21 protein-coding genes are annotated in these 20903 nt (G+C 67.8%); 11 read left to right on the forward strand and 10 right to left on the reverse strand.

What is annotated here, in order from left to right; genetic code table 11:
- Position 1: 1 nt before the first annotated feature.
- Genes ACFOGJ_RS19495 through ACFOGJ_RS19515 form a run of 5 tightly spaced genes read right to left on the reverse strand, consistent with a single transcriptional unit; the run spans position 2 to position 4837 of the window.
- A complete protein-coding gene (locus ACFOGJ_RS19495) occupies positions 2–1027 on the reverse strand; it encodes a hypothetical protein (protein WP_379903634.1) in 1026 nt (341 codons plus the stop codon).
- Positions 1028–1035: 8 nt separating this feature from the next.
- Positions 1036–2442 carry a flagellar hook-associated protein FlgK gene (gene flgK, locus ACFOGJ_RS19500; protein WP_379903636.1) on the reverse strand — a complete coding sequence of 469 codons (1407 nt, stop codon included), beginning with the start codon at positions 2440–2442 and terminating at the stop codon, positions 1036–1038.
- A gap of 24 nt (positions 2443–2466) precedes the next feature.
- Positions 2467–3057, reverse strand: coding sequence for a hypothetical protein (locus tag ACFOGJ_RS19505; RefSeq protein WP_379903638.1), 591 nt, complete (start codon positions 3055–3057; stop codon positions 2467–2469).
- Between the two features lie 10 nt (positions 3058–3067).
- Positions 3068–3457: a rod-binding protein gene (locus tag ACFOGJ_RS19510; RefSeq protein WP_379903640.1), complete on the reverse strand. Its 390-nt coding sequence runs from the start codon at positions 3455–3457 to the stop codon at positions 3068–3070.
- 12 nt (positions 3458–3469) lie between these two features.
- The gene (locus ACFOGJ_RS19515; RefSeq protein WP_379903642.1) at positions 3470–4837 is read right to left on the reverse strand and encodes a flagellar basal body P-ring protein FlgI; all 1368 of its coding nucleotides are present in this window, start codon (positions 4835–4837) and stop codon (positions 3470–3472) included.
- Positions 4838–5234: 397 nt separating this feature from the next.
- On the opposite strand from ACFOGJ_RS19515, the gene ACFOGJ_RS19520 reads away from it, so the two are divergent.
- Positions 5235–5648, forward strand: coding sequence for a flagellar assembly protein FliX (locus ACFOGJ_RS19520; RefSeq protein WP_379903644.1), 414 nt, complete (start codon positions 5235–5237; stop codon positions 5646–5648).
- 225 nt (positions 5649–5873) lie between these two features.
- Positions 5874–6290, forward strand: a complete 417-nt coding sequence (dksA, locus tag ACFOGJ_RS19525) for an RNA polymerase-binding protein DksA (RefSeq protein ID WP_379903646.1) — start codon at positions 5874–5876, stop codon at positions 6288–6290.
- Positions 6291–6336: 46 nt separating this feature from the next.
- Here the strand turns inward: dksA and ACFOGJ_RS19530 are convergent, their stop codons facing one another.
- The 5 genes from ACFOGJ_RS19530 to flgF all read right to left on the reverse strand — a co-directional run bounded on the left by ACFOGJ_RS19530 (position 6337) and on the right by flgF (position 10963).
- A complete protein-coding gene (locus ACFOGJ_RS19530; protein ID WP_379903648.1) occupies positions 6337–7206 on the reverse strand; it encodes a succinylglutamate desuccinylase/aspartoacylase domain-containing protein in 870 nt (289 codons plus the stop codon).
- Between the two features lie 250 nt (positions 7207–7456).
- A complete protein-coding gene (gene flgH / locus ACFOGJ_RS19535; RefSeq protein WP_379903650.1) occupies positions 7457–8242 on the reverse strand; it encodes a flagellar basal body L-ring protein FlgH in 786 nt (261 codons plus the stop codon).
- A gap of 102 nt (positions 8243–8344) precedes the next feature.
- Positions 8345–9409: a flagellar basal body P-ring formation chaperone FlgA gene (gene flgA, locus ACFOGJ_RS19540; protein ID WP_379903652.1), complete on the reverse strand. Its 1065-nt coding sequence runs from the start codon at positions 9407–9409 to the stop codon at positions 8345–8347.
- A 13-nt stretch (positions 9410–9422) separates the two neighbouring features.
- Complete coding sequence (gene flgG / locus ACFOGJ_RS19545) at positions 9423–10208, reverse strand: flagellar basal-body rod protein FlgG (protein WP_379903654.1); 786 nt, start codon at positions 10206–10208, stop codon at positions 9423–9425.
- A gap of 32 nt (positions 10209–10240) precedes the next feature.
- Positions 10241–10963: a flagellar basal-body rod protein FlgF gene (flgF, locus tag ACFOGJ_RS19550; RefSeq protein WP_379903656.1), complete on the reverse strand. Its 723-nt coding sequence runs from the start codon at positions 10961–10963 to the stop codon at positions 10241–10243.
- Positions 10964–11407: 444 nt separating this feature from the next.
- Between flgF and ACFOGJ_RS19555 the strand changes: the two genes are divergently transcribed.
- From ACFOGJ_RS19555 to ACFOGJ_RS19595, 9 genes are all read left to right on the forward strand, one after another.
- Complete coding sequence (locus tag ACFOGJ_RS19555; RefSeq protein ID WP_379903658.1) at positions 11408–11929, forward strand: flagellar basal body-associated FliL family protein; 522 nt, start codon at positions 11408–11410, stop codon at positions 11927–11929.
- 41 nt (positions 11930–11970) lie between these two features.
- On the forward strand, positions 11971–13107 hold the full coding sequence (fliM, locus tag ACFOGJ_RS19560) for a flagellar motor switch protein FliM (RefSeq protein ID WP_379903660.1): 1137 nt from the start codon (positions 11971–11973) through the stop codon (positions 13105–13107).
- The gene (locus ACFOGJ_RS19565) at positions 13104–13559 is read left to right on the forward strand and encodes a DUF6468 domain-containing protein (protein ID WP_379903662.1); all 456 of its coding nucleotides are present in this window, start codon (positions 13104–13106) and stop codon (positions 13557–13559) included. The genes fliM and ACFOGJ_RS19565 overlap by 4 nt, the downstream gene beginning before the upstream one ends.
- 105 nt (positions 13560–13664) lie before the next feature.
- Positions 13665–14594, forward strand: a complete 930-nt coding sequence (locus tag ACFOGJ_RS19570; RefSeq protein WP_379903664.1) for a MotE family protein — start codon at positions 13665–13667, stop codon at positions 14592–14594.
- Positions 14595–14806: 212 nt separating this feature from the next.
- Positions 14807–15193, forward strand: a complete 387-nt coding sequence (locus ACFOGJ_RS19575) for a chemotaxis response regulator CheY (protein ID WP_379903666.1) — start codon at positions 14807–14809, stop codon at positions 15191–15193.
- Between the two features lie 124 nt (positions 15194–15317).
- The gene (locus tag ACFOGJ_RS19580) at positions 15318–16022 is read left to right on the forward strand and encodes a protein phosphatase CheZ (protein WP_379903668.1); all 705 of its coding nucleotides are present in this window, start codon (positions 15318–15320) and stop codon (positions 16020–16022) included.
- 50 nt (positions 16023–16072) lie between these two features.
- On the forward strand, positions 16073–16831 hold the full coding sequence (locus ACFOGJ_RS19585) for a hypothetical protein (RefSeq protein WP_379903670.1): 759 nt from the start codon (positions 16073–16075) through the stop codon (positions 16829–16831).
- Positions 16832–16837: 6 nt separating this feature from the next.
- Complete coding sequence (locus ACFOGJ_RS19590; protein WP_379903672.1) at positions 16838–17692, forward strand: OmpA/MotB family protein; 855 nt, start codon at positions 16838–16840, stop codon at positions 17690–17692.
- 77 nt (positions 17693–17769) lie between these two features.
- Entirely contained in the window at positions 17770–20790 is a 3021-nt protein-coding gene (locus tag ACFOGJ_RS19595) for a hypothetical protein (protein WP_379903674.1), read from the forward strand.
- The last annotated feature ends 113 nt before the right edge of the window (positions 20791–20903 follow it).

Consider the following 20903-nt stretch of genomic DNA (forward strand, 5'->3'; position numbering starts at 1 on the left):
CCTAGAGGTAGTCGAGCAGGGTCAGGCGGGAGATCTGCTGCACGGCGGAATAGGTCGCCTCCAGCTGCACCATCTCCTCCCGCAGGCGGATCGCGGCCTCGGTATCGTCCACGTCCTCGACCCGCATCACCGTGTTCTGGCTGATGTTCTTGATGTTGTAGAAGTTGTTCTTGATCTCATCGAGCGTCTTGTTGGTGGTCGACAGGCTGGTCCGCATCTCCGTGAAGCTGCGGTAGTTGCCGGTCGAGCCGGTGATCGCGTTGTTGATGTGGTTGCGCGCGGTGTCGACGTCGGTCTGGGCCGGCGCCGGGTAGAGCGCGGTGTTGCTGATATCGGCCAGCGAGACCAGGGCCGTCAGCATCTCCTGGAAGGAGTTGGTGACATTGGCCGCGCCGTTGTTGTTGGTCGCCGTGTACTGGACCGTGACCTGCAGGCTCTCGTTCACCTGCACCCGGGTGTCGGTATCGGCGCCGGTGGCGTTGATCTGGAAGCGGTAGCCGGCGTTCGACAGGGCGCCGTCGGCGGCCGGGCTGCCGAAGATCGTCTGCCCGGTCGGGTTCGCCGGATCGGGGACCGGGCCGGTGCCGGGCTCGTAGATCGTCACCGGCGGCGTGCCGGTCGCGGTGCCGCCGAACAGGTAGCGGGTGGAATCCTGGGCGTTCATCAGGTCGGCGAACAGCGCCAGGAAGTTCTGCGACTGCTCGCCCACCAGGTCGTAGTTCACCGGCGTGATGTTGGTGATCTGCTTCATCTGCTCGGCGATGTCCTGCATGCCGCCGAGATTGGCCTCGCTGAGCTCCAGCCGCGCTTCCGCGGTGACGATGTTCTCCTCGTAGCGCTTGATCTTCGCCAGCTCGTTCTCCGCGGCCAGCAAGGCCGGCACCTCGCGGCTGATGCCCGAGTAGTTCTGGGACTTCTTGCCGCTGGTGATCTGCGTCTCCAGGTCCGCAAGGCGCATCTGCGCGGTGCGGATCTGGAACAACTGCAGGTTGTTCTGGGCGATATTGCTGAGGCGATTGATGGGCATGGTCTACCTCACCGTCCCGCGATGCTGATCAGGGTGTCCAGCATTTCCGATGTCACCTGGATCAGGCGGCCGGCGGCGGAGAACGATTTCTGGAACTGCAGCATCTGGGCCAGCTCCTCGTCGATATTCACGCCGCTGACGGCACCGACCCGCTGCTCCAGGCTGTTGGTCACGTATTCCTGCTGCTTGTAGGTCAGCTCGGTATTGCTGGTGGCCAGCGACTGCCGCTCGATGATCGCGTTGCCGTATTCGACGAAGCCGACCGTGACCGCGCCGACGCCATTGGTGACGGCGGCGAAGGCGTAGTTGGCGTTGACTGCGGTGTTCAGGTCGTCGGCGGCCGTGATGTCGTTCAGCAGGCTGGCATCCGCCACCAGGTCGGGATGGACCTGGATGTTGTAGGCGGAGACCGGGTCCGCGGGGACATAGGTCGCGAAGAAGTGGTTGCTGTCGTCCTGCACGCCGCCGCTGGTGTCCGCCGTGTTCAGGTTGGCGGAGGTGATGTTGGCGAACAGGGTGGTGGCGATCCGGTTCAGCTCGTTCTGGCGCGCCACCAGGTCGGTGTCGCGGGCCTGCAGGTGGGCGGCGATCGCGCCCTGACCGTTGCGCAGCTCCGAAGTCACGTCGATGCCGTCGATGGTGATCGCGTTGAACACCGTCGACGCGTTCACGTTCGTCAGCGTGGTGGTGGTCAGCGGATGGGTGACGGTGTTGTCCACCAGGGTCCGGCCGATCGCCGTGGTCACCACCAGGTTGCCGTCGCCGGACTCGCGGACCTTCACGTCCATGTACTTGGCGATCTCGTCGACATAGTTGGCGCGCTGGTCCTGCAGCGCGTTGGAGTCCTGGTTCTGCGCATTGGCGCGGATCACCTGCTCGTTGATCGAGGCGATCTGGTCGAGCAGGGAGTTCACCCGCTCCACGATGGAGCCGATCTCGCGCTCCGCATCACCGCGCAGGTCCTGGATCGCCGCGCTCTCGGTGTTCAGCCGGTTCGCCAGGCGGATGCCGTCCTGCAGCGCCTGCTCCCGCAGGCCCTGGTTCTCCGGCGCGGTCTCCAGCGCGGTCAGGCTGGAGCGGAAGTCGGTGATCGTGTTGGCGATGGAATTGTCCGCGCCGGGCTGGCCGTACATTTCCTCGACGCTCTCGGCGTATTGCAGGTTGATGCGCAGCTTCTCGATCGTCGAATTGGCCAGCCGGTAGTCGGCGTTCAGATACTCGTCGACCTCGCGCACGATGTCGGCGATCTTCACGCCGCGGCCGAAATTGCTGACCGTCACCGCTTCCAGCGCCACCGTCCTGCGGGTATAGCCGGGGGTATTGGCGTTGGCGATGTTGTTGGAAATGACGTCCATGGCCTGCTGCGAGGTGCGCAGGCCGCTGAGCGCGTTGCCGATGGCGATCGACAGGGTCATGGTGGCTGCTCCGTCCGGCCGGTCCTACAGCCGCGTGTCCTGGAAGATCGCGGATCCCTGGCGCTTGTCGGCACCATAGGCGGCGCTGGTGCGCCCGTTGGCGCCGTAGGTGGTCGCCGCGGGGCGGCGGTCCTGGGCGGCCTTGGCGATCGCGTTCATCAGGATCTGGCTGGCTTCGTGCGCGCCGCGCACGGCGTTCTCGTTGTCCTGGGTGGCGACCTTCATGCGTTCCGTCGCCTGCCGCAGGGCGTCCTTCTCGCGGCCGGGCAGGCCGCTCAGAGCGTCCGGGTTCTTCTGCATCTTCCACAACAGGGTGGCGTAGTTGTTGGCCAGGCCGATCTTGCGGGCGCTGAGCTCGCCGAAGCGATCCATGTCCATGCTTCGCAGGGCGTCGGTCTCCGCCTCCATCGCCTGGGTCAGATCCTCGGTCAGCGACAGAAGGTCGTTCACGGGCAGCGAGAAGTTGCTCCGCTGCTGCGCCACGGGCGGCGCCTCGGCGGGTGCCGGGGCTGCGGCCGGCTCGGCACTGCGGGCGGCGCGCGTCATGGGCTTCAGGTCCAGGAGCATCCCGGCAAAGGCTGCCGCGGGGTTCTCGTCCTTGGTATGCGCAGTCATGGTCGGTCCTCTACTTCGCGGCCGCGGCGCCCTGCAGGTGCAGGATCTGCTGGTACACCTGGTTGGCGATGCCGATGCCGCCCGCCTGGGCGATCGACTTGCCGTATTCCTGGTTCATCATCTGCTGCCAGCTCTGCTCGGCAGAGCCGCCGCCGAACGGCGCCTCCGCCTCGGTGCCGGTGAACATGTGCGACACCATCTGGGCGATGAAGACGGACTCGAACTCCACGGCCTGCCGCCAGGCCGGGTCGTTCGGGGCCGGCCGCTGGCCGCCCCGGGTCCGGGCATGCTCCGCCAGCGCATCGGCGAAACGGGCGCCGGAAGCGGCTTCGGCAGGGGTGGGGCGGCTGTCCTGCGGGTACAGGATCGTCGGGCCGGCATTGGGGGTGAGGTCGATCATCGCAAGCGGCTCCTAGATCACTTCGATATCGGCCTGCAGCGCGCCCGCCGCCTTGATGGCCTCAAGGATGGAGATCATGTCGCGCGGGCCGACGCCGAGGGCGTTCAGGCCGTCGACCAGCTGCTGCAGGGTCACGCCGGCCTGCACCACGGTCAGCTTGTCGGTGCCGTCCTGGGTGATGTCGATCTGGGTGCGCGGCACCACCACGGTGGTCGCGCCGCCGCTGATCTGGCCCTGCTGCGGCTGGATCGCGTCCAGGCCCGTGCCGGGGACGGCGGTGGTGGTGCTGTCGAACACCACGTTGCCGGAAGAGTCGCGGACCGGGCTGCCGTCGGGATTGATGCGCGGCGTCTGCACCTGGCCGGTGGCGTTCGCCTGGCCCTGGATGCCGGCGATGCCCTGCACCACGCCGGGCCCGGGCGCGAAGGGGTTGGGCTGGGACACCTGCGGCGTCTCGGTGATGCGGATCGTCAGGTTGCCCTGGGCGATTGCGACCGTGTCCACGCGGACCGCGGCACCCATCACGATCACGCCGGTCGCCTCGTTCACGACCACCTTCGCAGGCGAGTCCGTGGTGACCTGCAGCTGCTCGATCGCCACCATCATGCCGACCAGGTCGGTGCGCTCGCCCGGCGGCACGTCGAGGGAGACGGTAGAGGGATCCAGCGCGCGGGCATTGGCGCCGGCGAGGGCGGCGTTCACCGCCTCCGCAATCCGGCGCGCCGTGGTCAGGTCGGGGTTGCGCAGCGACAGCCGCAGGCCGGGCAGGCTGGCCAGGTCGAAACCGACCTCGCGCTCCACGATGGCGCCGTTGGGGATGCGGCCGGAGGTGGGCACGTTCTGGGTAACGGTCTGGCCCTGGCCCTGGGCGGAGAAGCCGCCGACCGTCACCGGGCCCTGCGCCACGGCATAGACTTCGCCATCGGCGCCGATCAGCGGGGTGACCAGCAGATTGCCGCCCATCAGGCTGTCGGCATCGCCCAGGGAGGCGACGTTGATGTCGATGCGCTGGCCGTTGCGGGCGAAGGGGGGCAGGTTGGCTGTCACCATGACCGTGGCGGTGTTGTCGGTCTGGAAGTTGGTATTGCCGCGGATGTTGACGCCCATCCGCTCCAGCATGTTCTCCAGGCTCTGGCGGGTGAACGGCGCATTGCGCAGGCTGTCGCCGGAGCCGTTCAGGCCGACCACCAGGCCGTAGCCGATCAGCATGTTTTCGCGGATGCCGTCGAAATCGGCGATGTCCTTGATCCGGGTCGTCGCTGCGCCGGCCGGCAGGGCCAGCGCCAGGACCAGCAGCCCCGCCGCCAGCGCGGCGACGCGGCGGAGAGGCTTGCGGCCTGCGGCTTCGGTCTTGGCGGTTCTGGATGCGTTGCGCGTCATTGCCCGTTCGTCTCTTTCACTTCTGGTCGCTCTGCCGGGGCGGCCGGTTCTCCGGCTGCTGGACGACCCGGCAGGAATGGCCCTGCACAAGAGCTGTCGGGTCCCCCCGTTGCGAGTGTCGTGCCACATGGCAAGCGTTTGATTTCATTGAAGTATGAGCGAATCGGAGCGGCAGGAACGGCCGACTTCCGGCACCTTTTTCCGGGGCCGGCGGCAAATTCGCGCGGGCGTCGTGCCTGCCGCCCCCGGCCAGCCGCAGCGGTGCCCCGGCATTGCCAGATGCACGCGCAGGCCATAGGTGTTGAAGGCAGCAGCCTTGCGACGGGGCCGGTATGTCTAAGCTGCCCGGTGCCGTGCTATAGGTGGCACGTATGATTCGGCGAATGGTGACCCAGGCATGAAAATTGAGGGCCCAGGACCGCTGCGGCCGTCGAGCAACCGGCCGTCGAAGGGGTCAAGCAAGAGCGGCTCATCGAGCTTCGCCGACAGCCTGGGCGGGACCGGCAAGGGTGCGCAGTCGGTTGCCGGCGGCGCACCGATCACTCAGGTCGATGCCCTGCTGTCGCTGCAGGAAGTGCCCGACTCCCTGGAACGGCGGAAGCGCCATGTGAAACGCGGCTTCGACCTGCTGGAGCGGCTGGAGGTGATCCGCGACGCGCTCCTGACCGGGCAGCTGCCCCTGAACCGCCTCGACGATCTGGCCACGGCGCTGCGCAAGCAGCGCGAGGCGGTGGATGATCCCCGGCTGAAGGAGATCATCGAGGAGATCGAGCTGCGCTGCGCGGTGGAACTGGCGAAGCTCGGCCGCTAGCACCGCAGGCGGATCCCGCAGGCATCTGCCGCCCACTGGCCGGAACGCCCGCCCCGCGGGCGCTTTGACGGTCCCGGTTCCCCCGCAGCGGGCCGTGTCACGGCGTGATGATTGTGACCGCTTGCCCGATGGGGGGGGCCTCCATATACTCCGCGCCGCTTGGCGGCCGGGCCCCCGCGGGACGGCGTTCTTCCCGGGGCCAGTGGCCTAGAGTCGGAGTGCGTTATGGGTATCGAATTGCCGGTCGATTATCGTCCCTCGGAATCCGAACCGTTCATGAATCCGCGGATGCAGCTGTATTTCCGTCAGAAGCTGTTGGACTGGCGGGCGCAGATCCTTCGGGAGAGCAACCAGACCCTGCAGCATCTGCAGGAGGACACGGTGCAGGAGCCCGACATCGCCGACCGGGCCTCCACCGAGTCGGAGCGCGCCCTGGAACTGCGCACCCGCGATCGCCAGCGCAAGCTGATTTCCAAGATCGATGCGGCCATGCGGCGCCTCGACGAGGGCGAATACGGCTATTGCGAGGAAACCGGCGAGCCGATCTCCATCAAGCGCCTTGAGGCGCGGCCGATCGCGACCCTGTCGCTGGAGGCGCAGGAGCGGCACGAGCGGCGCGAACGCACGCACCGCGACGACTGACCCGCACAGTGTCGGTCCGCCTGCCGGGAGGCGCGGTCCGGGCCTTTCAGTCCACCAGCTTGCCGAAGCGCAGCGCCGTCGTGCCGGGCGCCGCGCCCGGCGTGGGCATCACCGGCACGCAATCGTCATAGGGCGTCACCACCGGGTTGCCGTCGTTCCAGCCGATGACCGTTCCGGCCCAGGGTATCGGCTGCATGCCCACCACCGTATCGGCCATCCGGAACCGGGGGCCCGCAGTGACCAGTCCGGTGACCCGGACCAGCTGCTGCCGCGGCGGCGGGGGCAGGGCGCGTCCTGCCAGCCGTTCCGCCTGCGCCCGGTCGATCATGTCCAGCGCCAGAAGGAAGCGCAGCGTCGCTTCCTCCGCCAGGTCGATCGCAGCCGGAGCCAGATGCTGCCCGCATTCGAGCAGGACCGCGGCGTCGGCCAGCTGCGGATCGGCGAAACGGCCATAGTCGCGCATGCGCGGCCCCGCCGGATGGCCGGGGTCGCTGACGATGCAGGCCGGGACACCGATCGCCCTGGCCAGGGCGGCGCCCTTGTCGAGGTCGCCTGAGAGCGCGACGGGGGCATCCTGGCTCTGCATCGAATGCAGGTCCAGCAGTTGCTCCGCATCCTCCAGCAGGCAGCGCACCTGCCGGGCGCGCAGCAGTTCCCTGCTGCTGCGATCGCCGGTCAGCACCGCCGGATCCCAGACCCGGTTCATGTCCTCGTCCAGGAAGCGGCGTGGGGGTTCGGCCTGATAGGCCCCGACATTCATGAAGACGATGGTGAGGCGGCCGCGGGCGGGCTCCAGGCCTCGCTGCAGCAGTCCGTCGAGGGCGATCGCACCGCAGATCTCGTTGCCATGCACCAGGGCTGAAACCATCGCACGGGGGCCGTCGCGCCCGGCATCCAGGACGACGGCGTAGGGCACGCCGGCCGCACCGCCGGCGTATCGGGTGAGACTGGGCAGGGGATGGGATCGACCGGCAGGCCGGTCGGTGTCGGAGTATGCAGTCATGTCACAAGGATAGCGTCTTGCGGGCGAAAAGGGACTGTCGCACCTGGCCGCGCCGGGTGGGGCAGCCTGGTCGGCCGGGAAAGAAAGAGGGCCCGGAAAGAAAGAGGGCCGGGAAATCCCGGCCCTCCCTCGTCAGGCAGATGCGGCTTCGCTCGCCATGGGGTCACCACGGGAAGATGATATCGAACAACTGCTGCCCGTAGCGGGGTTGCTGCACATCGGAGATGACGCCGCGTCCGCCGTACGAAAGCCGTGCCTCGGCGATCTTGGTGTGGGGCACCGCATTGCCGGCGGTGATGTCTTCCGGCCGGACGATGCCGGTGATCAGGAGTTCGCGCACCTCGTAGTTCACACGCAGTTCCTGCCGGCCCATGATGACCAGGTTCCCGTTCGGCAGGACCTGGGTGACGATCGCTGCGACCGAGAGGTTGATGGTCTCCTCCCGGTCGATGGTGCCGGAGCCGGAGGAGGCGGAGTTGGAGCCCAGCTCCGCCAGGTTGTCCGGATCGGCATTGGGGTTGTTGCCCGGCAGGCGGCCGACGACGCTCGGGATGTCGTAGCCGAAGAACTGCGGCACCGAGAGCCCCTCGCTGCCCGTACGGTTGCGGGTGGTGGAGTTCTCGAACTGCGCGCTCTCGTCGATGTTCACGGTGACCGTCAGAAGGTCGCCCACCCGGTTCGCCCGCTGGTCCTTGAAGAAGGCCCGGCTGCCCGGCCGCCACAGGGAGTTCGGGGCATGGGCCACCGGCTCCGGCCGCGGCATCGGCAGGCTCACCGGCTTGTAGCCCTGCTTCTCGGTCGGGTTCTCGATCTGCGCCAGCTGCGGCTCCTCGCCGATCCGGCTGATCCGGTCGATCGCGTTGCAGGCGCCGAGCCCCAGGCAGATGCCGGCAATGCCGGCAAACCGGAGCAGGCGGGCGGCTGTGAGGGTGGGCAGGGTGGTGGTCATCTCTTCTGATCTTTCGCTTGAGCGAGGCAGGCCGCCGTTCGGTGGCTGCTGCGGTCGAGTTCTTCGTCGGTCGGTTACGTCAGTACTGCGCGGCCGGCGGCATCAGCCGGAGGTGTGGCGTGCATTGGCCAGCCCGGCATTGGCGGGCGTCACGAAGCCGTTGCCGACCATGTGGACCTCGCCGGGACCGACGATGACGCCGCGGACGACCCGCTTGCTGCGCATGTTGCGGACGCCGATCACCTCGCCGCGGGCGCCGGATTCCAGGGCCTGGCCGGTGGTGGTCAGCAGCATGCCGCCGTTGTTCACGACCATGGTGACCATGTCGTTCCGCGCGACGTCCTGCGGCACGATGATGTCGTTGGCGCGGACATGGCGGCCGGCGGCCACAACCCGGCGCGGCGTGCGGCCGATCAGGTCCTCGGCCTCGGTGATGATGTTGGCCGGCACGCGATCGGCTCGGACCTTGCGGTAGGTGATGTCGGCGGCGGTGATCACCTCGCCGGAGTCCATGCGGGTGCGCAGGACCGGCAGGTCCGCCATCTCGGTGACCATGCCGGTCAGCCGCAGGGGGCGGGTCTGGGTGCCGTGGGACAGCCGGACGACGGCGTCGAAGCGGCCGGTATCGGCCCGGAAGTCCAGGCTCTCGACCTGCGGGTCGACCACCGTGTCGAGCGCCACGAAGGTGTCGCGCACCCGGCCGTTCAGGTAGATCTCGTGATCGCCCTCGGCCAGCTGCGGCTGCAGCGCGTCCAGGATCACCCGGGTCAGTTCGCTCTGCTCCACCAGGCGGCCGCGGCGGGTCACCTCGATGCTGCGGGTCTGCGCGAAGGGCGTCCATTCCAGGCCGTGGATCTGCGCCACCCGGGCGACCGAGCCGGTGCGGATGCGGCCCTGCTGGCCGGGATCCGGGGAGCGGGCCACCGGCACGTCGTAGAGATGCTCCGGCACGCCGACCAGCATGTCCCCGAGGGTGACCATCGGGCCGTCCACGGTGATGTCGCCGCGCAGGTAGATGACCTCCGCGGGGACCGGCGCCGCGGCCGCATCGGCGGCGGTCCTGTCGGCGGCGGCAGCGGCGGCATGGGCCAGGGCGGTCGCCGCGATCAGGGCGGCGAGCAGGCCATAGCCGGCATGCATCACGAGCTTGGAAATCCTGGCGGTCATCGGGGAACCTCGTTCAGCGCAGCTGACTGGTCTGGGCCATCATCTCGTCGGAGGTCGAGATGACACGGCTGTTCATTTCGTAGGCCCGCTGGGCCTTGATCAGGTTGGTGATCTCCTGCACCGGGTTCACGTTGGAGGTTTCAAGGTAGCCCTGGCGCAGGCCGCCGAAGCCCTGGGAACCCGGCGTGCCGGTGGTCGGCGTGCCGGAGGCGGCGGTCTCCAGGAACAGGTTGTCGCCCTGGGATTCCAGGCCGGCATCGTTGAAGAAGATCGCCAGGTTGATCTGGCCGACGACGCTCTCGGTCACCGAGCCGGGCACCTTCACCGAAACCTCGCCGGTGGGGTTGATGCTGATCGCCGTGGCGTTCTGCGGGATGGTGATGCCGGGCTGCAGGGTGTAGCCGTCCTGGGTCACGATCTGGCCGGCGGAGGAGACGGCGAAGGTGCCCGCCCGGGTATAGGCGGTGGAGCCGTCCGGCAGGGTGATCTGGAAGAAGCCGCGGCCGTTGATCGCCAGGTCCAGCGAATTGTCCGTCATCTCCAGGTTGCCCTGCTCGAAGATCCGGTAGACGGCCGCGGTCCGCACGCCGACGCCGATCTGGATGCCGGCCGGCACCACGGTGCCGGTGTCGGAGGACTGCGAGCCGGAGCGGCGCAGGTTCTGGTACAGCAGGTCCTGGAACTCCGCGCGCTGCCGCTTGAAGCCGGTTGTCGTCATGTTCGCGATGTTGTTCGAAATGACTTCGACGTTGAGCTGCTGTGCCAGCATCCCGGTGCTGCCGATGCTCAAGGAACGCATGCTTCTACTCCCTTAACGAGGCGTCTGGCCGATCAGACCGGCTGGCCGATCCGCGAGATCGACTTGCGATCCAGCGAATCGTTGCGGTCGATCATCTGCTGCGTCGACTGGTACTGGCGCAGCAGGCCCATCATCTTGGTCATCTCGGTGATCGCGTTGACGTTCGAACCCTCCAGCGCGTACTGCGTGAGGGTGAAGTCCTCCGCCGGCTGGGGCGCGAGCTCGGTGGTGTAGAGGCCGGCGCCGATGCTGCGCAGTTCGCGCTCGTCCTCGAAGGTCACGATGTCGAGCCGGCCGACTTCAAGGCCGCTGGCGTCGGTGATAACCCCGGCGGCGTCGATGCTCGGGCGGTCGGTCTGATCCTCGATCACGATCGGCTGGCCATTGTCGCCCAGCACCGGAAAGCCGCTGACATGGGTCAGCTCGCCGTCGGCGTTCAGGGTGAAGGCGCCGTTGCGGCTGTAGAGTTCGCCGTCGGGGCCGGCCAGCGCGAAATAGCCGTCGCCCTCGATCGCCACGTCGAGCGGCCGCAGGGTCGGGGTGATCGGTCCGTTGGTCAGGTCGCGCAGCATGCCGAAGTCGCGGACATAGGAGGTGGGCTCCTTGTCCTGCGGCCGCTCGATATACTCCTCGAACAGCACCTGCTCGCCCTTGAAGCCGGTCGTGTTCATGTTGGCGACATTGTTCGCCACGATATCCATCTGCCGGCGCAGGGCGGTCATCCGCGACAATGCGATGTAGATCGTGTTTTCCATCTCGGCTCCGCGCCGGCTGTCCCGGCAGCTTTCTGATTGCCATCTCTGACCCGCTCAGGGCCGCTGTTGCGCCTCTATATGCAGGTGACGTGCCAGAAAAATATCTTATTTATATCAATAGCTTAATGGATATGACCGGGCTGCCCGGCAGTTCCAGCCGGGCAGCTCCCGACCGGCCGCAGGGCGGCGAATCGATGGCCGTGCAATTCTTGCCTTCCGGCCCGGGAGCGAAGCGGCGAAGGCCAGCCGATCCTCCCGGCAGCAGCGCCGCCGCGACAGAGACGGCGCGCGATTTATGTGGTACAAGCCATTGATTTCCGCGGAAGAATCTCCGCGGGCGCGCGGGCTGGATGGACCGTCCCGGGCGCGGGGCGGCAAAGGCTGCCGCCGGCTGGTACGGCGGTCGCCGGCGGCCCCGCCAGTGAGTCAGTCGGAGCGGAAGTGATGGCGGACGTCGAAGACGACGACGGCACAGAAGGCGGCCAGGCGAAGAAGAAATGGAGCGGCAAGCGCCTCGTGCTGCTTGTCGTGCTGCCGCTGGTCCTGGTCGGCGGGCTCGCCGGCGCGTTCGTGGCCGGCCTGTTCGACGGTCTGATGGGCGGCGGCAAGGAAGAGGAGCAGGCCGCCGAGGCACTGCCGCCGGACGATCCGAACCGGCCGGTGGTATTCTACGACCTGCCTGAAATCCTCGTGAACCTGAATGCCGGCGGGCGACAGACCTCCTATCTGAAGCTGCGCGTGGCGCTGGAGCTTGACGACCCGACGGCACTGCCGAACCTGGAGCGGCTGGTGCCCCGGGTGATGGACAATTTCCAGATCTATCTTCGGGAGCTGCGGCCCGAGGACGTGTCCGGCTCGGCCGGCCTGTACCGGATCAAGGAAGAGCTGCTGTACCGGATCAATACGGCGGTGCGGCCGATCAAGGTCAACGACGTCCTCTTCAAGGAGATGATCGTACAATCCTGAATGGATCCCGCCGGACCGGCGGGAACGCAGCGGGTGCACGAATGGCGGATGGTGACGACGACGACGTCGACCAGGAAAAGATGGCTGCCGAGTGGGAGCAGATGGCCGGTGGCGGCGATGGCGATCAGGACGCCATGGCCGCCGAATGGGAGGCCATGGCCGACGGCGACGACGACGATGACGATATGGGCGGGGGCCAGTCGACCCGCATCCTGAACCAGGACGAGATCGACTCCCTTCTCGGCTTCGACGCATCGACCGATTCCGACGGCGACAAGTCAGGTGTCCGCGCGCTCATCAACAGCGCGATGGTGTCCTACGAACGCCTGCCGATGCTGGAGGTGGTGTTCGACCGGCTGGTGCGGCTGATGACCACCTCGCTGCGCAACTTCACCTCCGACAATGTCGAAGTGTCGCTCGACAACATCACCGCGATCCGTTTCGGCGACTATCTGAATTCCATCCCGCTCCCGGCGATCCTGTCGGTGTTCCGTGCTGAGCAGTGGGACAATTACGGCCTGCTGACGGTCGACAGCTCGCTGATCTATTCCATCGTCGACGTCCTGTTGGGCGGCCGCCGCGGCACGGCGGCGATGCGGATCGAGGGCCGTCCCTACACGACGATCGAGCGGAACCTCGTGGAGCGGATGGTCAACGTGGTGCTCGACGACATGGAGGCGGCGTTCGAGCCGCTGTCGAAGGTCGACTTCAACTACGACCGGATCGAGACCAATCCCCGCTTCGCGACCATCGCCCGGCCGGCGAACGCCGCCATCGTGGCCCGGCTGCGCGTCGACATGGAGGATCGCGGCGGCCGGCTGGAGCTGCTGCTGCCCTATGCCACCCTGGAACCGGTGCGCGAGATCCTGCTGCAGATGTTCATGGGCGAAAAATTCGGCCGTGATTCGATCTGGGAAAACCATTTGGCAACGGAACTCTGGTCCACTGACGTCGATATCGAAGCCGTTCTGGAGGAACAGGTGATGACCCTGGGGCAGGTGATGAACCTCAAGGTCGGGACGACGGTCCTGTTGAACGCCACCCCCGACGCCGTGGTCGAACTTCGGTGCGGCGGTGTACCCATGGTTGCCGGGCGCATGGGGCGCGTCGGCCAGCATATCGCGATCCGGGTCGACCACCGGCTGAAGCGCAACGGACATCCGGCGTCAACATCATGAGCTTTTCCCTCGCCCTCGACATCATCCTGGTGCTGCTGCTGGCCGTCACCATCGCCTATTGCGTTCTTCTGAACCGAAGGTTGCAGGTGATGCGGTCGGCCCAGTCGGAGATGATCAACCTGATCCAGGAGTTTGATCGCGCGACAGTGCAGGCGAAGACGGGCATTGCCGACCTGCGCCAGGCCGGCGGCGAGATCGCGACCCGGCTGCAGGAACAGGTGAAGCGCGCACAGGCCCTGTCGGAGGACCTGTCGTTCATGATCGATGCGGGCGACCGCATGGCGGAGAAGCTGGACGGCCGGATGCAGTCCGCGCGCCGCGCCGCCAGCCCGACGGCAACCGGCGCGGATCCGCGCGGCGTGGGCGAGAACGTGCCGGCAGGCGAAAAGCCCGCGACCCCGCGGTCGGAGGCGGAAAACGAGCTGCTGCAGGCATTGCGGCGGGTGAAGTGACGAAATGACCGGGGGCGCCGCTGCAATGGCGGCGGCGTCGGCCGCAGTAAGGCAAATCGGACCGCGGGCGCAAGATGCCCCGGCGGTCCGGGAACAGGCAGAACCATGCTCAATGTCGTGAGGATCATTCCGGTAACCATCGTTGCGGCGCTCATCCTGTTGGGAGTCAAGGTCAGCGATGTGTGGAGCGGGCTTGAGCAGGCAATCATCGCCGCACCGGCGGCACCGGCGCCTTCGGCCGCCGGCAGCCTGGCCGATGCCGGTTCCGGTGGCGGATCCGCTGGTTCGGGGGCGCGGCAGGCCGATGCCGCCGCGGCCGGCGGCCAGGACCTGACCCCCGGCGGCGATCAGGCGGCGCGGCGCTTCGCGCTGTCGGCGCGCGCGAATGCGGAGGAAACGCCTGAAGCCGGGGCGCAGGGCCGCAAGGCGGTGATCAACTCCGCCCAGGCCCAGACCGCCCAGGCCCAGACCGAAAATGCCGGTCAGGAGGGCGGCGAGGGCGGCGAGGGCGGGCCCGATGTGCCGGCGGCACCGACCGCGCAGGGCGGCGCGGTGTCGGGCGCGGCGGGCGAGGGCGGCGCGGCGCAGGGAGGCAGCGCGTCCTCCGGTTCGCCGGCGGAATTCTCCCAGGCGGAGATCGAGCTGCTGCAGAACCTGGCACGGCGGCGCGACGAGCTGGACGCGCGCGAACGCCAGATCGAGATGCGGGAGAACCTGCTGGCCGCGACGGAAAAGCGCATCGATGAACGGATCGCCGAGCTGCGCCGGATCGAGAGCCAGATCGATTCGCTGCTGATCAAATATGACGAGCAGCGCCAGCGGCAGATCGATTCCCTGGTGAAGATCTACCAGAACATGAAGCCGAAGGATGCCGCCCGGATCTTCGAACGGCTGGACATGAACGTCCTGCTGGAGGTGGCCGAGAACATGAAGAGCCGGTCGCTCGCCCCGATCCTGGCGGAGATGGACGCCAACCGGGCGCAGAAGGTGACCGTAGAATTGGCGACCCGGCGGCAGCTGCCGGGCACCAACTGAGCGGCGGGCATCCGGCGCCGGCGTTGCGGCGCCGGCGCGGTTTCGGCGGGCGGTTCATCAGGACGGAAAATCCCGACGCATTAACCAGTCGTACAGGACCGCGGCGATAATCTGCATCTACAGTCGGTTCCGACCTGGCCGCATGTGACGCGGTGCGGGCGGGATCGTGAGGACAGGCACCCGGCAACGGAGTTCAGGGGCGGGACGAGAATATGGCAGTAGACAAGGATATGCGGGTTCTCATCGTCGATGATTACAAGACGATGCTGAGGATCATCTCCAACCTGCTCAAGCAGATCGGCTTCAACAATGTCGACGAGGCATCGGACGGGGCGTCCGCGCTCCAGATGCTGCGGGAGGCCGATTACGGCCTGGTGATTTCCGACTGGAACATGGAGCCCATGACCGGGCTGCAGCTGCTGAAGGAAGTGCGCGCCGACGACACCCTGAAGGCGACGCCTTTCATCATGGTCACGGCGGAGAGCAAGACCGAGAACGTGGTGGCAGCGAAGCAGGCCGGCGTGAACAACTACATCGTCAAGCCGTTCAACGCCGAAACCCTGAAGCGCAAGCTGACGGCGGTGCTCGGGGATTTCTGATGGGCGCAAAGGTGGCGATAGTGCGGGGCATCGCAGCGGTTCCCGGCGGCCATCCTGGCCGGCAGGTGTGGCGCGGTGCCCGCGGTGCATGCGTCACAGCCCCAGCTAGGTGGGAGGGTTGTTCATGACCCAGCAGATGGCCGTGAATGCCGCCGGCGCCGCAGCCCGTCGGACGACCGATGCCGAGAACCTTTCGCAGCGCCTGGAAGCGCGTCTGCTGCACCTGCAGGAAGAGCAGGGCGAGACCGTGCCGCTGGGCGAAGTAGGCAACATGGTGATCGACCTGTTGACGACCCTGGACGGCGACATCACGTCCGCCGATATCGAGTTGCAGAACGAGCTTCGCGATCTGGCGGAGTATATCCGGCGGGCGCACAAGGAACTCGAGGCACTGGAGGTCGGTGACCTGCGGCATCGCCGGATCCCGGAGGCCGCCGACCAGCTGGATGCCGTCGTGCAGGCGACGGAAGAGGCGACCGGAGTGTTCCTGGACGCTGCCGAGGAGGTGCAGACCATCGCGCGCGACCTTTCCGGTCCGCAGAGCGAGCGGCTGAACGAGATCGGCAACCGGATCTTCGAGGCGTCGAACTTCCAGGACATCACCGGGCAGCGGATCACAAAGGTGGTCTCCACCCTGCGCCATATCGAGGCGAAGATCCTCAACCTCACGGAGACGTTCGGCCTGCCGGCCGAGGATCTGAACCGGAAGGCGGCCGAGGAGAGCGACAAAGCCGCCGAAGACACCTATGATGAGTCGGACCTGCTGAACGGCCCGCAACTCCCCAACAAGGCCAACAGCCAGGACGATATCGACGCCTTTTTCGACTAGGCATGGATGAACCGCATCACGATCTCCCGGCGGAGCGCGACACGAGTACGATGGTATTCCTGTCGCTGTTCCTCCTGGTGCTCGCGTTCTTCATCCTTCTCACCGCTCTCTCGGAGGTCAACGAGAAGAGCAGCCTGGACATCATCCAGGAAGTGAAGGCCTCGTTCGGTGGCGACAAGACCACCAATCTGCCCACAAGCCGTCAGCGGCTGGAAGCGGAGGCCGACTCTGCCGCCCACAAACTGTCGGAAACCCTGCAGGGGGTCTTCGACCGGGACCTGCCCGGGATCAAGACGGCATTGAACAGCGACCGTGTCCTGCAGGTCCGCTTTCCGGAGTTCGAGCTCTTTTCCCGTGGCCGGCCAACGGTGCGCCGGACCCGCTTGCCGCTGGTCCGCCAGATCGCCGGCCTGATCCGCACCGCACCGCAGGGCATCGACCACCGCCTCGAACTCAGCATCCCCGACCCCGCCGGACCGGATACTGCAAGGCGGGGCCTGACCGCCGAACAGCAGGAGGCGCGGGCACTCGCCATCGCGCGGCTGGGGCATCTGGCGGCCGCATTTGCCGGCGACGGCGCCGCCGCGGGCGAGATGAGCATCGCCCTGCGGCCTGCCAGCGCGGAAGCCGAAGGCGATGAGGGCGAGGTTCTGATGCGGGTCTTCACACTGGTCGAGGCGGAACAGAACTTCGTCTCCTTCGCGCCGTCGCGGCCGGCCCGCTCGCCGGGCGGCGAGGGCCCTGTTCTCAACCTGCGGCTCGACCGCACCGCGCCTGCTGCCTCAGGCGCCGGCGCGGAGGGGGGCTGACCGGCAATGGAGCTTTTCCAGACGCCGGCGCAACTGCGCGATGCCGACTTCCAGGCCCAGGCCGAGATGGAGCGCCGGCGCGTCGAGGCGCGCGACCGCCGCCTGCGGATTCCCGAACCGGAGACGTTGAAGCGGCGCGAGAAGATCCCGGCACCGATCTGGATGGTCACGATGGCCGACCTGATCGCGCTGATCCTGACCTTTTTCGTGCTGATGTTCGCCCTGTCCACGACCAACCCGATGACCTGGCAGGCGATCCGGGAATCGCTGGCCGACAGCCTGCGGCGCAGCAACCCGGCGGCAAGCCTGGGCGAGCAGAACGACCTCACGGAGATGCCGCACATCACCGTCTCGCTGGGCGCGGATCTGACCTATCTGGGGGCCGTCCTGGAATCCAAGGCTGCTTCGGTCCCCCTGCTGCAGGCGGGCGACATCATCCGGCGGCATGACAGGCTGGTGGTCTCGCTGCCCACGGACCTGCTGTTCCAGCCGGCCAGTGCGGAACTGGAGCCGGACGCGATCCCGGCCCTGAACAACATGGCCAACCTGTTGAACACCGTGCGCAACCAGGTCGCCGTCGAGGGCCATGCCGGCGCGGTCGGCGGCGATGCCGGCCTGTTCGAGGCAAACTGGCAGCTCTCCCTCAGCCGCGCCGTTGCCGTGGCAGAGGCGCTGCAGCGCGCCGGCTTCACCGGTGCGATCGTGCCGATGGGCCGGGGCGATGGCGACGACGAAATGCCGGACGCCAGTGGCCCGGACGGGGAACGGCTGGCCCGCCGGGTGGATATAGTGATCCGCAGTGGCCGCTCCGCCGCGCCGCCAGGTGGTTCACTTCGCTCACCGGGTGGCACGGCGCGATGACCGGAGCGGTTCCACCATCGCGCGGCGCGGGCCGCGCATGCCCCGTGTCGGCAGCGTCGCGAAGCCGTCTGCCGGTCATGCTCTGGCTGCTGGCGGCAGTGACGGCGATCGCCATGTTGTCCGCGACCGTCCGCGCGCAGGCGCCCGAGATCCCGGTGAAGGTCGAGGAGCGCGCCAACTTCTCGCGCCTGATCTTCGACTGGCCGGTCGATGCCGGGCTGCGGGTGACCCGGGACGGCCCCCTGGCCACGCTCAGCTTCGATCGCCCGGCGCGGCTGGACCTCGCAGCGCTGCGCCGGAACCTGCCCCCGCCGGTCACCGGCGTCTTCGCCGAGGAGGGCAGGGATCGCCTGGCCGTGACCCTGGACATGCTGCCGGGCTATCGCCTGCGGCACTTCCGGAACGGCAATGCCGTCATCGTCGACATTCTGCCGGCCCCGGTGGAGGAGAAGGCGGAAATGCCGGCGCCGGCCCAGACCGATGCCAGCGCGACCGGCACTCCACCTGCCGCTCCGGCGACTGCAACCGAGACCCGGACGGAAGCCGGGACCGGGACCGAAACGGAGACCGCCACCGAAACGGAGACCGCTCCCCCGGCCATGCCGGCGGCCGAGACGGCGTCCAGTGCGGCCGGGCTGACCGAAGCGGGTCCGCCGCGCATGCCGGTCGAGGTCGCGCCGCTGACGCCGGTGACCGGACCCGATGGCGAGGTGCTGCCATCGATCACGGTGGGCGCGGAGCGCAACGGCAACGGCATCACCCTGACCTTTCCCTTCGAACGGGTTGCTGGGGCGGCGGCGTTCCGGCGCGACCAGACCTTGTGGCTGGTGTTCGACCAGGCGGTGCAGCTCGACCTCGGTGCGTTGCAGGCCCTGCGGCCGCAGCTGCTGGCCGGTGGCGGCCAGCAGTTTGGTTCCGCCGCGACCGTGCTGCGACTGAACCAGGCGGGCGATCTGGTGATGACGCCGGCCCTGGCGCGGCGCGGCCTGGACTGGGTGATCGACCTGCAACCCGGCGACCGCCGCGACCCGGCGACGCCGCTGGAAGTGATCGTCGAGGCCGCGACCGACCAGCCGCGGATCTTCCTGCCGACGGGGGAGGTGGACCCATCGCAGCAGCGCGCCTTCTCCCTGCGCGACCCGGTGGTGGGGGACAGCATCCTGGTGATGCCGCTGCGCTTCGCCGGCTTCGGCGTCAGGGGCAGCCGGCAGTTCGCCCAGTTCACCCTGCTGCCCAGCCTGCAGGGCGTGGTGGTCAAGCCCTGGGCCGATGCGGTCCAGGTCCGCGGCGTGCCGAACGGCATCGCGATCGACGTGGTGACCGGATTGCTGCTGGCGGCGACGGAGCAGGCACGCCTGCAGGTCGACCGGCCGACGGAGGGCCTGTTGCCGATCGCGGACTGGCGACGCAGCGACGAGGCCCCCTTCATCGAGATGCAGGACCGCCTGTACTACGCCTTCTCGGTCGCGCCGGGGGGCGAGAGGCTCGATCGCCAGCGCGATATCATCCGGTTCCTGTTCGCCCACCGGTTCGCCGCCGACGTCCTGGGGCTGATCGAGGTCTACAGGGACATGCAGGGCGGGCTGTCGGAGCTGGCCCCGGAAATGAAAGCGATGCGCGGCCTCGCGCAGCTGCAGATGCACCGGCTGGAAGAGGCGGCGCAGGATCTGAAGGCGCCCGCGCTGGACGGATATCCGGAAATCGCGCTGTGGCGGACGGTCCTGGCGGTCGAGCAGCAGAACTGGGACGAGGCGATCACGCAGTACCGCGACGGGCTGGGGGCGCTGGACGACTTGCCGCCGGACCTGCGCAGCGGCATACGCCTGGCGGCGGCCCGGGCGATGGTGGAGGTCGGCGCCTATCGCGACGCCCTGCGGGAGCTGAAGGCTTTCCAGGAACTCGACGAGCCCTCCCGCGCCGAGGAAGCCTGGGCGCAGCTGACCAGCGCGCGGGCCAATGCGGCGCTGGACGACCTCAAGACGGCGACATCCGCATTCGAGAAGGCGATCGACTCCGGCGACATGGAGGTGCGGGTGAAGGCGCTCTATGCGCGCGCGATCCTGGACTTCCAGAACAAGGACATCACCCGTGCAGAGCTGATCGACCAGATCGACGGCCTGCGCTACGCGTGGCGGGGCGGACCCTTCGAATACAACCTGCTGCGCAAGCTGGGCGAACTGTACCTGGAAGACGGCGACTATCGCGACGGGCTGATCACCCTGCGTCAGGCGGCCGTCTATTTCCCGGAGCGCGCCACCGACTCCGCGGAAGTGGCGGAGGATATGGCGCGCGCCTTCCGCCGGCTGTTCCTGGAGGGCGAGGCCGACAAGCTGGACCCGCTGACGGCGCTGGCGCTGTACTACGATTTCCGCGAGCTGACCCCGACCGGCGAGGATGGCGACGAGATGATCCGCAAGCTCGCCGACCGCCTGGTCGGCGTCGACCTGCTGACCCAGGCGGCCGAGCTGATGGAGCATCAGGTCAATTTCCGCTTGGACGGCGTCGAGCGCGCCCGGGTGGGCGCGCGGCTGGCGGTCATCGACCTGCTGAACAAACAGCCTGAAAAGGCCCTGGCGGCACTGGAGGAGAGCACCGAGAGCGGCCTGCCCGAGCCCCTCGTGCTGGAGCGGCGGCAGCTCAGGGCCAGGGCCCTGGCCGACCTGGGGCGCTATGCCGAGGGCCTGCAGACCCTGGACGGCTTGGACGACGGCCGTTCCGCCCGGCTGCGGGCGGAGATCAACTGGCGCGCCAAGAACTGGAAGGCGACGGCCGCGACCCTGGAGCCGCTCGCCGACCAGGCGGCCCGCCAGGAAGGTCCGCTGTCGGCCGAGGAACGGCGGCAGATCCTGCAGCTCGCCATCTCGCTCGCCCTGGACGGGGAGAACCAGAAGATCGACGCGCTGCGCCAGCGCTTCCTGGCGCGGCTGGAGGGCACGCCCGAGGCCAGTGCCTTCGAGATCGTCACCGACAGCCTGCAGCGCAATGCCAGCGATATCCGCCAGCTCACCGCCGCCATTGCCGAGGTCGACGAGCTGGAAGCCTTCATGGCCGACTATCGCGACCGGCTGTCGAAGGGCGGGCTGGAGGCGATCAACTAGGGCCCGGCCAGGTTTGATAGAAAATCTGTCCTTCTCGGGCTTATATGAGGCGGCTTGTGTCAAGGCGTTGCCGGTAGATTTGCAGCAGCTTTTTCTGTCGGGCGGGGCGCAGG

The sequence above is a fragment of the Marinibaculum pumilum genome, assembly GCF_042646425.1.
In the GTDB taxonomy this organism is placed as follows: Bacteria; Pseudomonadota; Alphaproteobacteria; order Ferrovibrionales; family Ferrovibrionaceae; genus Marinibaculum; species Marinibaculum pumilum.

Bases quoted from the DNA above. Each gene is read 5' to 3' on its own strand.
- ACFOGJ_RS19495 (WP_379903634.1), bottom strand. From the start codon at position 1,027: ATGCCCATCAATCGCCTCAGCAATATCGCCCAGAACAACCTGCAGTTG.
- flgK (WP_379903636.1), bottom strand. From the start codon at position 2,442: ATGACCCTGTCGATCGCCATCGGCAACGCGCTCAGCGGCCTGCGCACC.
- ACFOGJ_RS19505 (WP_379903638.1), bottom strand. From the start codon at position 3,057: ATGACTGCGCATACCAAGGACGAGAACCCCGCGGCAGCCTTTGCCGGG.
- ACFOGJ_RS19510 (WP_379903640.1), bottom strand. From the start codon at position 3,457: ATGATCGACCTCACCCCCAATGCCGGCCCGACGATCCTGTACCCGCAG.
- ACFOGJ_RS19515 (WP_379903642.1), bottom strand. From the start codon at position 4,837: ATGACGCGCAACGCATCCAGAACCGCCAAGACCGAAGCCGCAGGCCGC.
- ACFOGJ_RS19520 (WP_379903644.1), top strand. From the start codon at position 5,235: ATGAAAATTGAGGGCCCAGGACCGCTGCGGCCGTCGAGCAACCGGCCG.
- dksA (WP_379903646.1), top strand. From the start codon at position 5,874: ATGGGTATCGAATTGCCGGTCGATTATCGTCCCTCGGAATCCGAACCG.
- flgH (WP_379903650.1), bottom strand. From the start codon at position 8,242: ATGACCACCACCCTGCCCACCCTCACAGCCGCCCGCCTGCTCCGGTTT.
- flgA (WP_379903652.1), bottom strand. From the start codon at position 9,409: ATGACCGCCAGGATTTCCAAGCTCGTGATGCATGCCGGCTATGGCCTG.
- flgG (WP_379903654.1), bottom strand. From the start codon at position 10,208: ATGCGTTCCTTGAGCATCGGCAGCACCGGGATGCTGGCACAGCAGCTC.
- flgF (WP_379903656.1), bottom strand. From the start codon at position 10,963: ATGGAAAACACGATCTACATCGCATTGTCGCGGATGACCGCCCTGCGC.
- ACFOGJ_RS19555 (WP_379903658.1), top strand. From the start codon at position 11,408: ATGGCGGACGTCGAAGACGACGACGGCACAGAAGGCGGCCAGGCGAAG.
- fliM (WP_379903660.1), top strand. From the start codon at position 11,971: ATGGCGGATGGTGACGACGACGACGTCGACCAGGAAAAGATGGCTGCC.
- ACFOGJ_RS19565 (WP_379903662.1), top strand. From the start codon at position 13,104: ATGAGCTTTTCCCTCGCCCTCGACATCATCCTGGTGCTGCTGCTGGCC.
- ACFOGJ_RS19570 (WP_379903664.1), top strand. From the start codon at position 13,665: ATGCTCAATGTCGTGAGGATCATTCCGGTAACCATCGTTGCGGCGCTC.
- ACFOGJ_RS19575 (WP_379903666.1), top strand. From the start codon at position 14,807: ATGGCAGTAGACAAGGATATGCGGGTTCTCATCGTCGATGATTACAAG.
- ACFOGJ_RS19580 (WP_379903668.1), top strand. From the start codon at position 15,318: ATGACCCAGCAGATGGCCGTGAATGCCGCCGGCGCCGCAGCCCGTCGG.
- ACFOGJ_RS19585 (WP_379903670.1), top strand. From the start codon at position 16,073: ATGGTATTCCTGTCGCTGTTCCTCCTGGTGCTCGCGTTCTTCATCCTT.
- ACFOGJ_RS19590 (WP_379903672.1), top strand. From the start codon at position 16,838: ATGGAGCTTTTCCAGACGCCGGCGCAACTGCGCGATGCCGACTTCCAG.
- ACFOGJ_RS19595 (WP_379903674.1), top strand. From the start codon at position 17,770: ATGCTCTGGCTGCTGGCGGCAGTGACGGCGATCGCCATGTTGTCCGCG.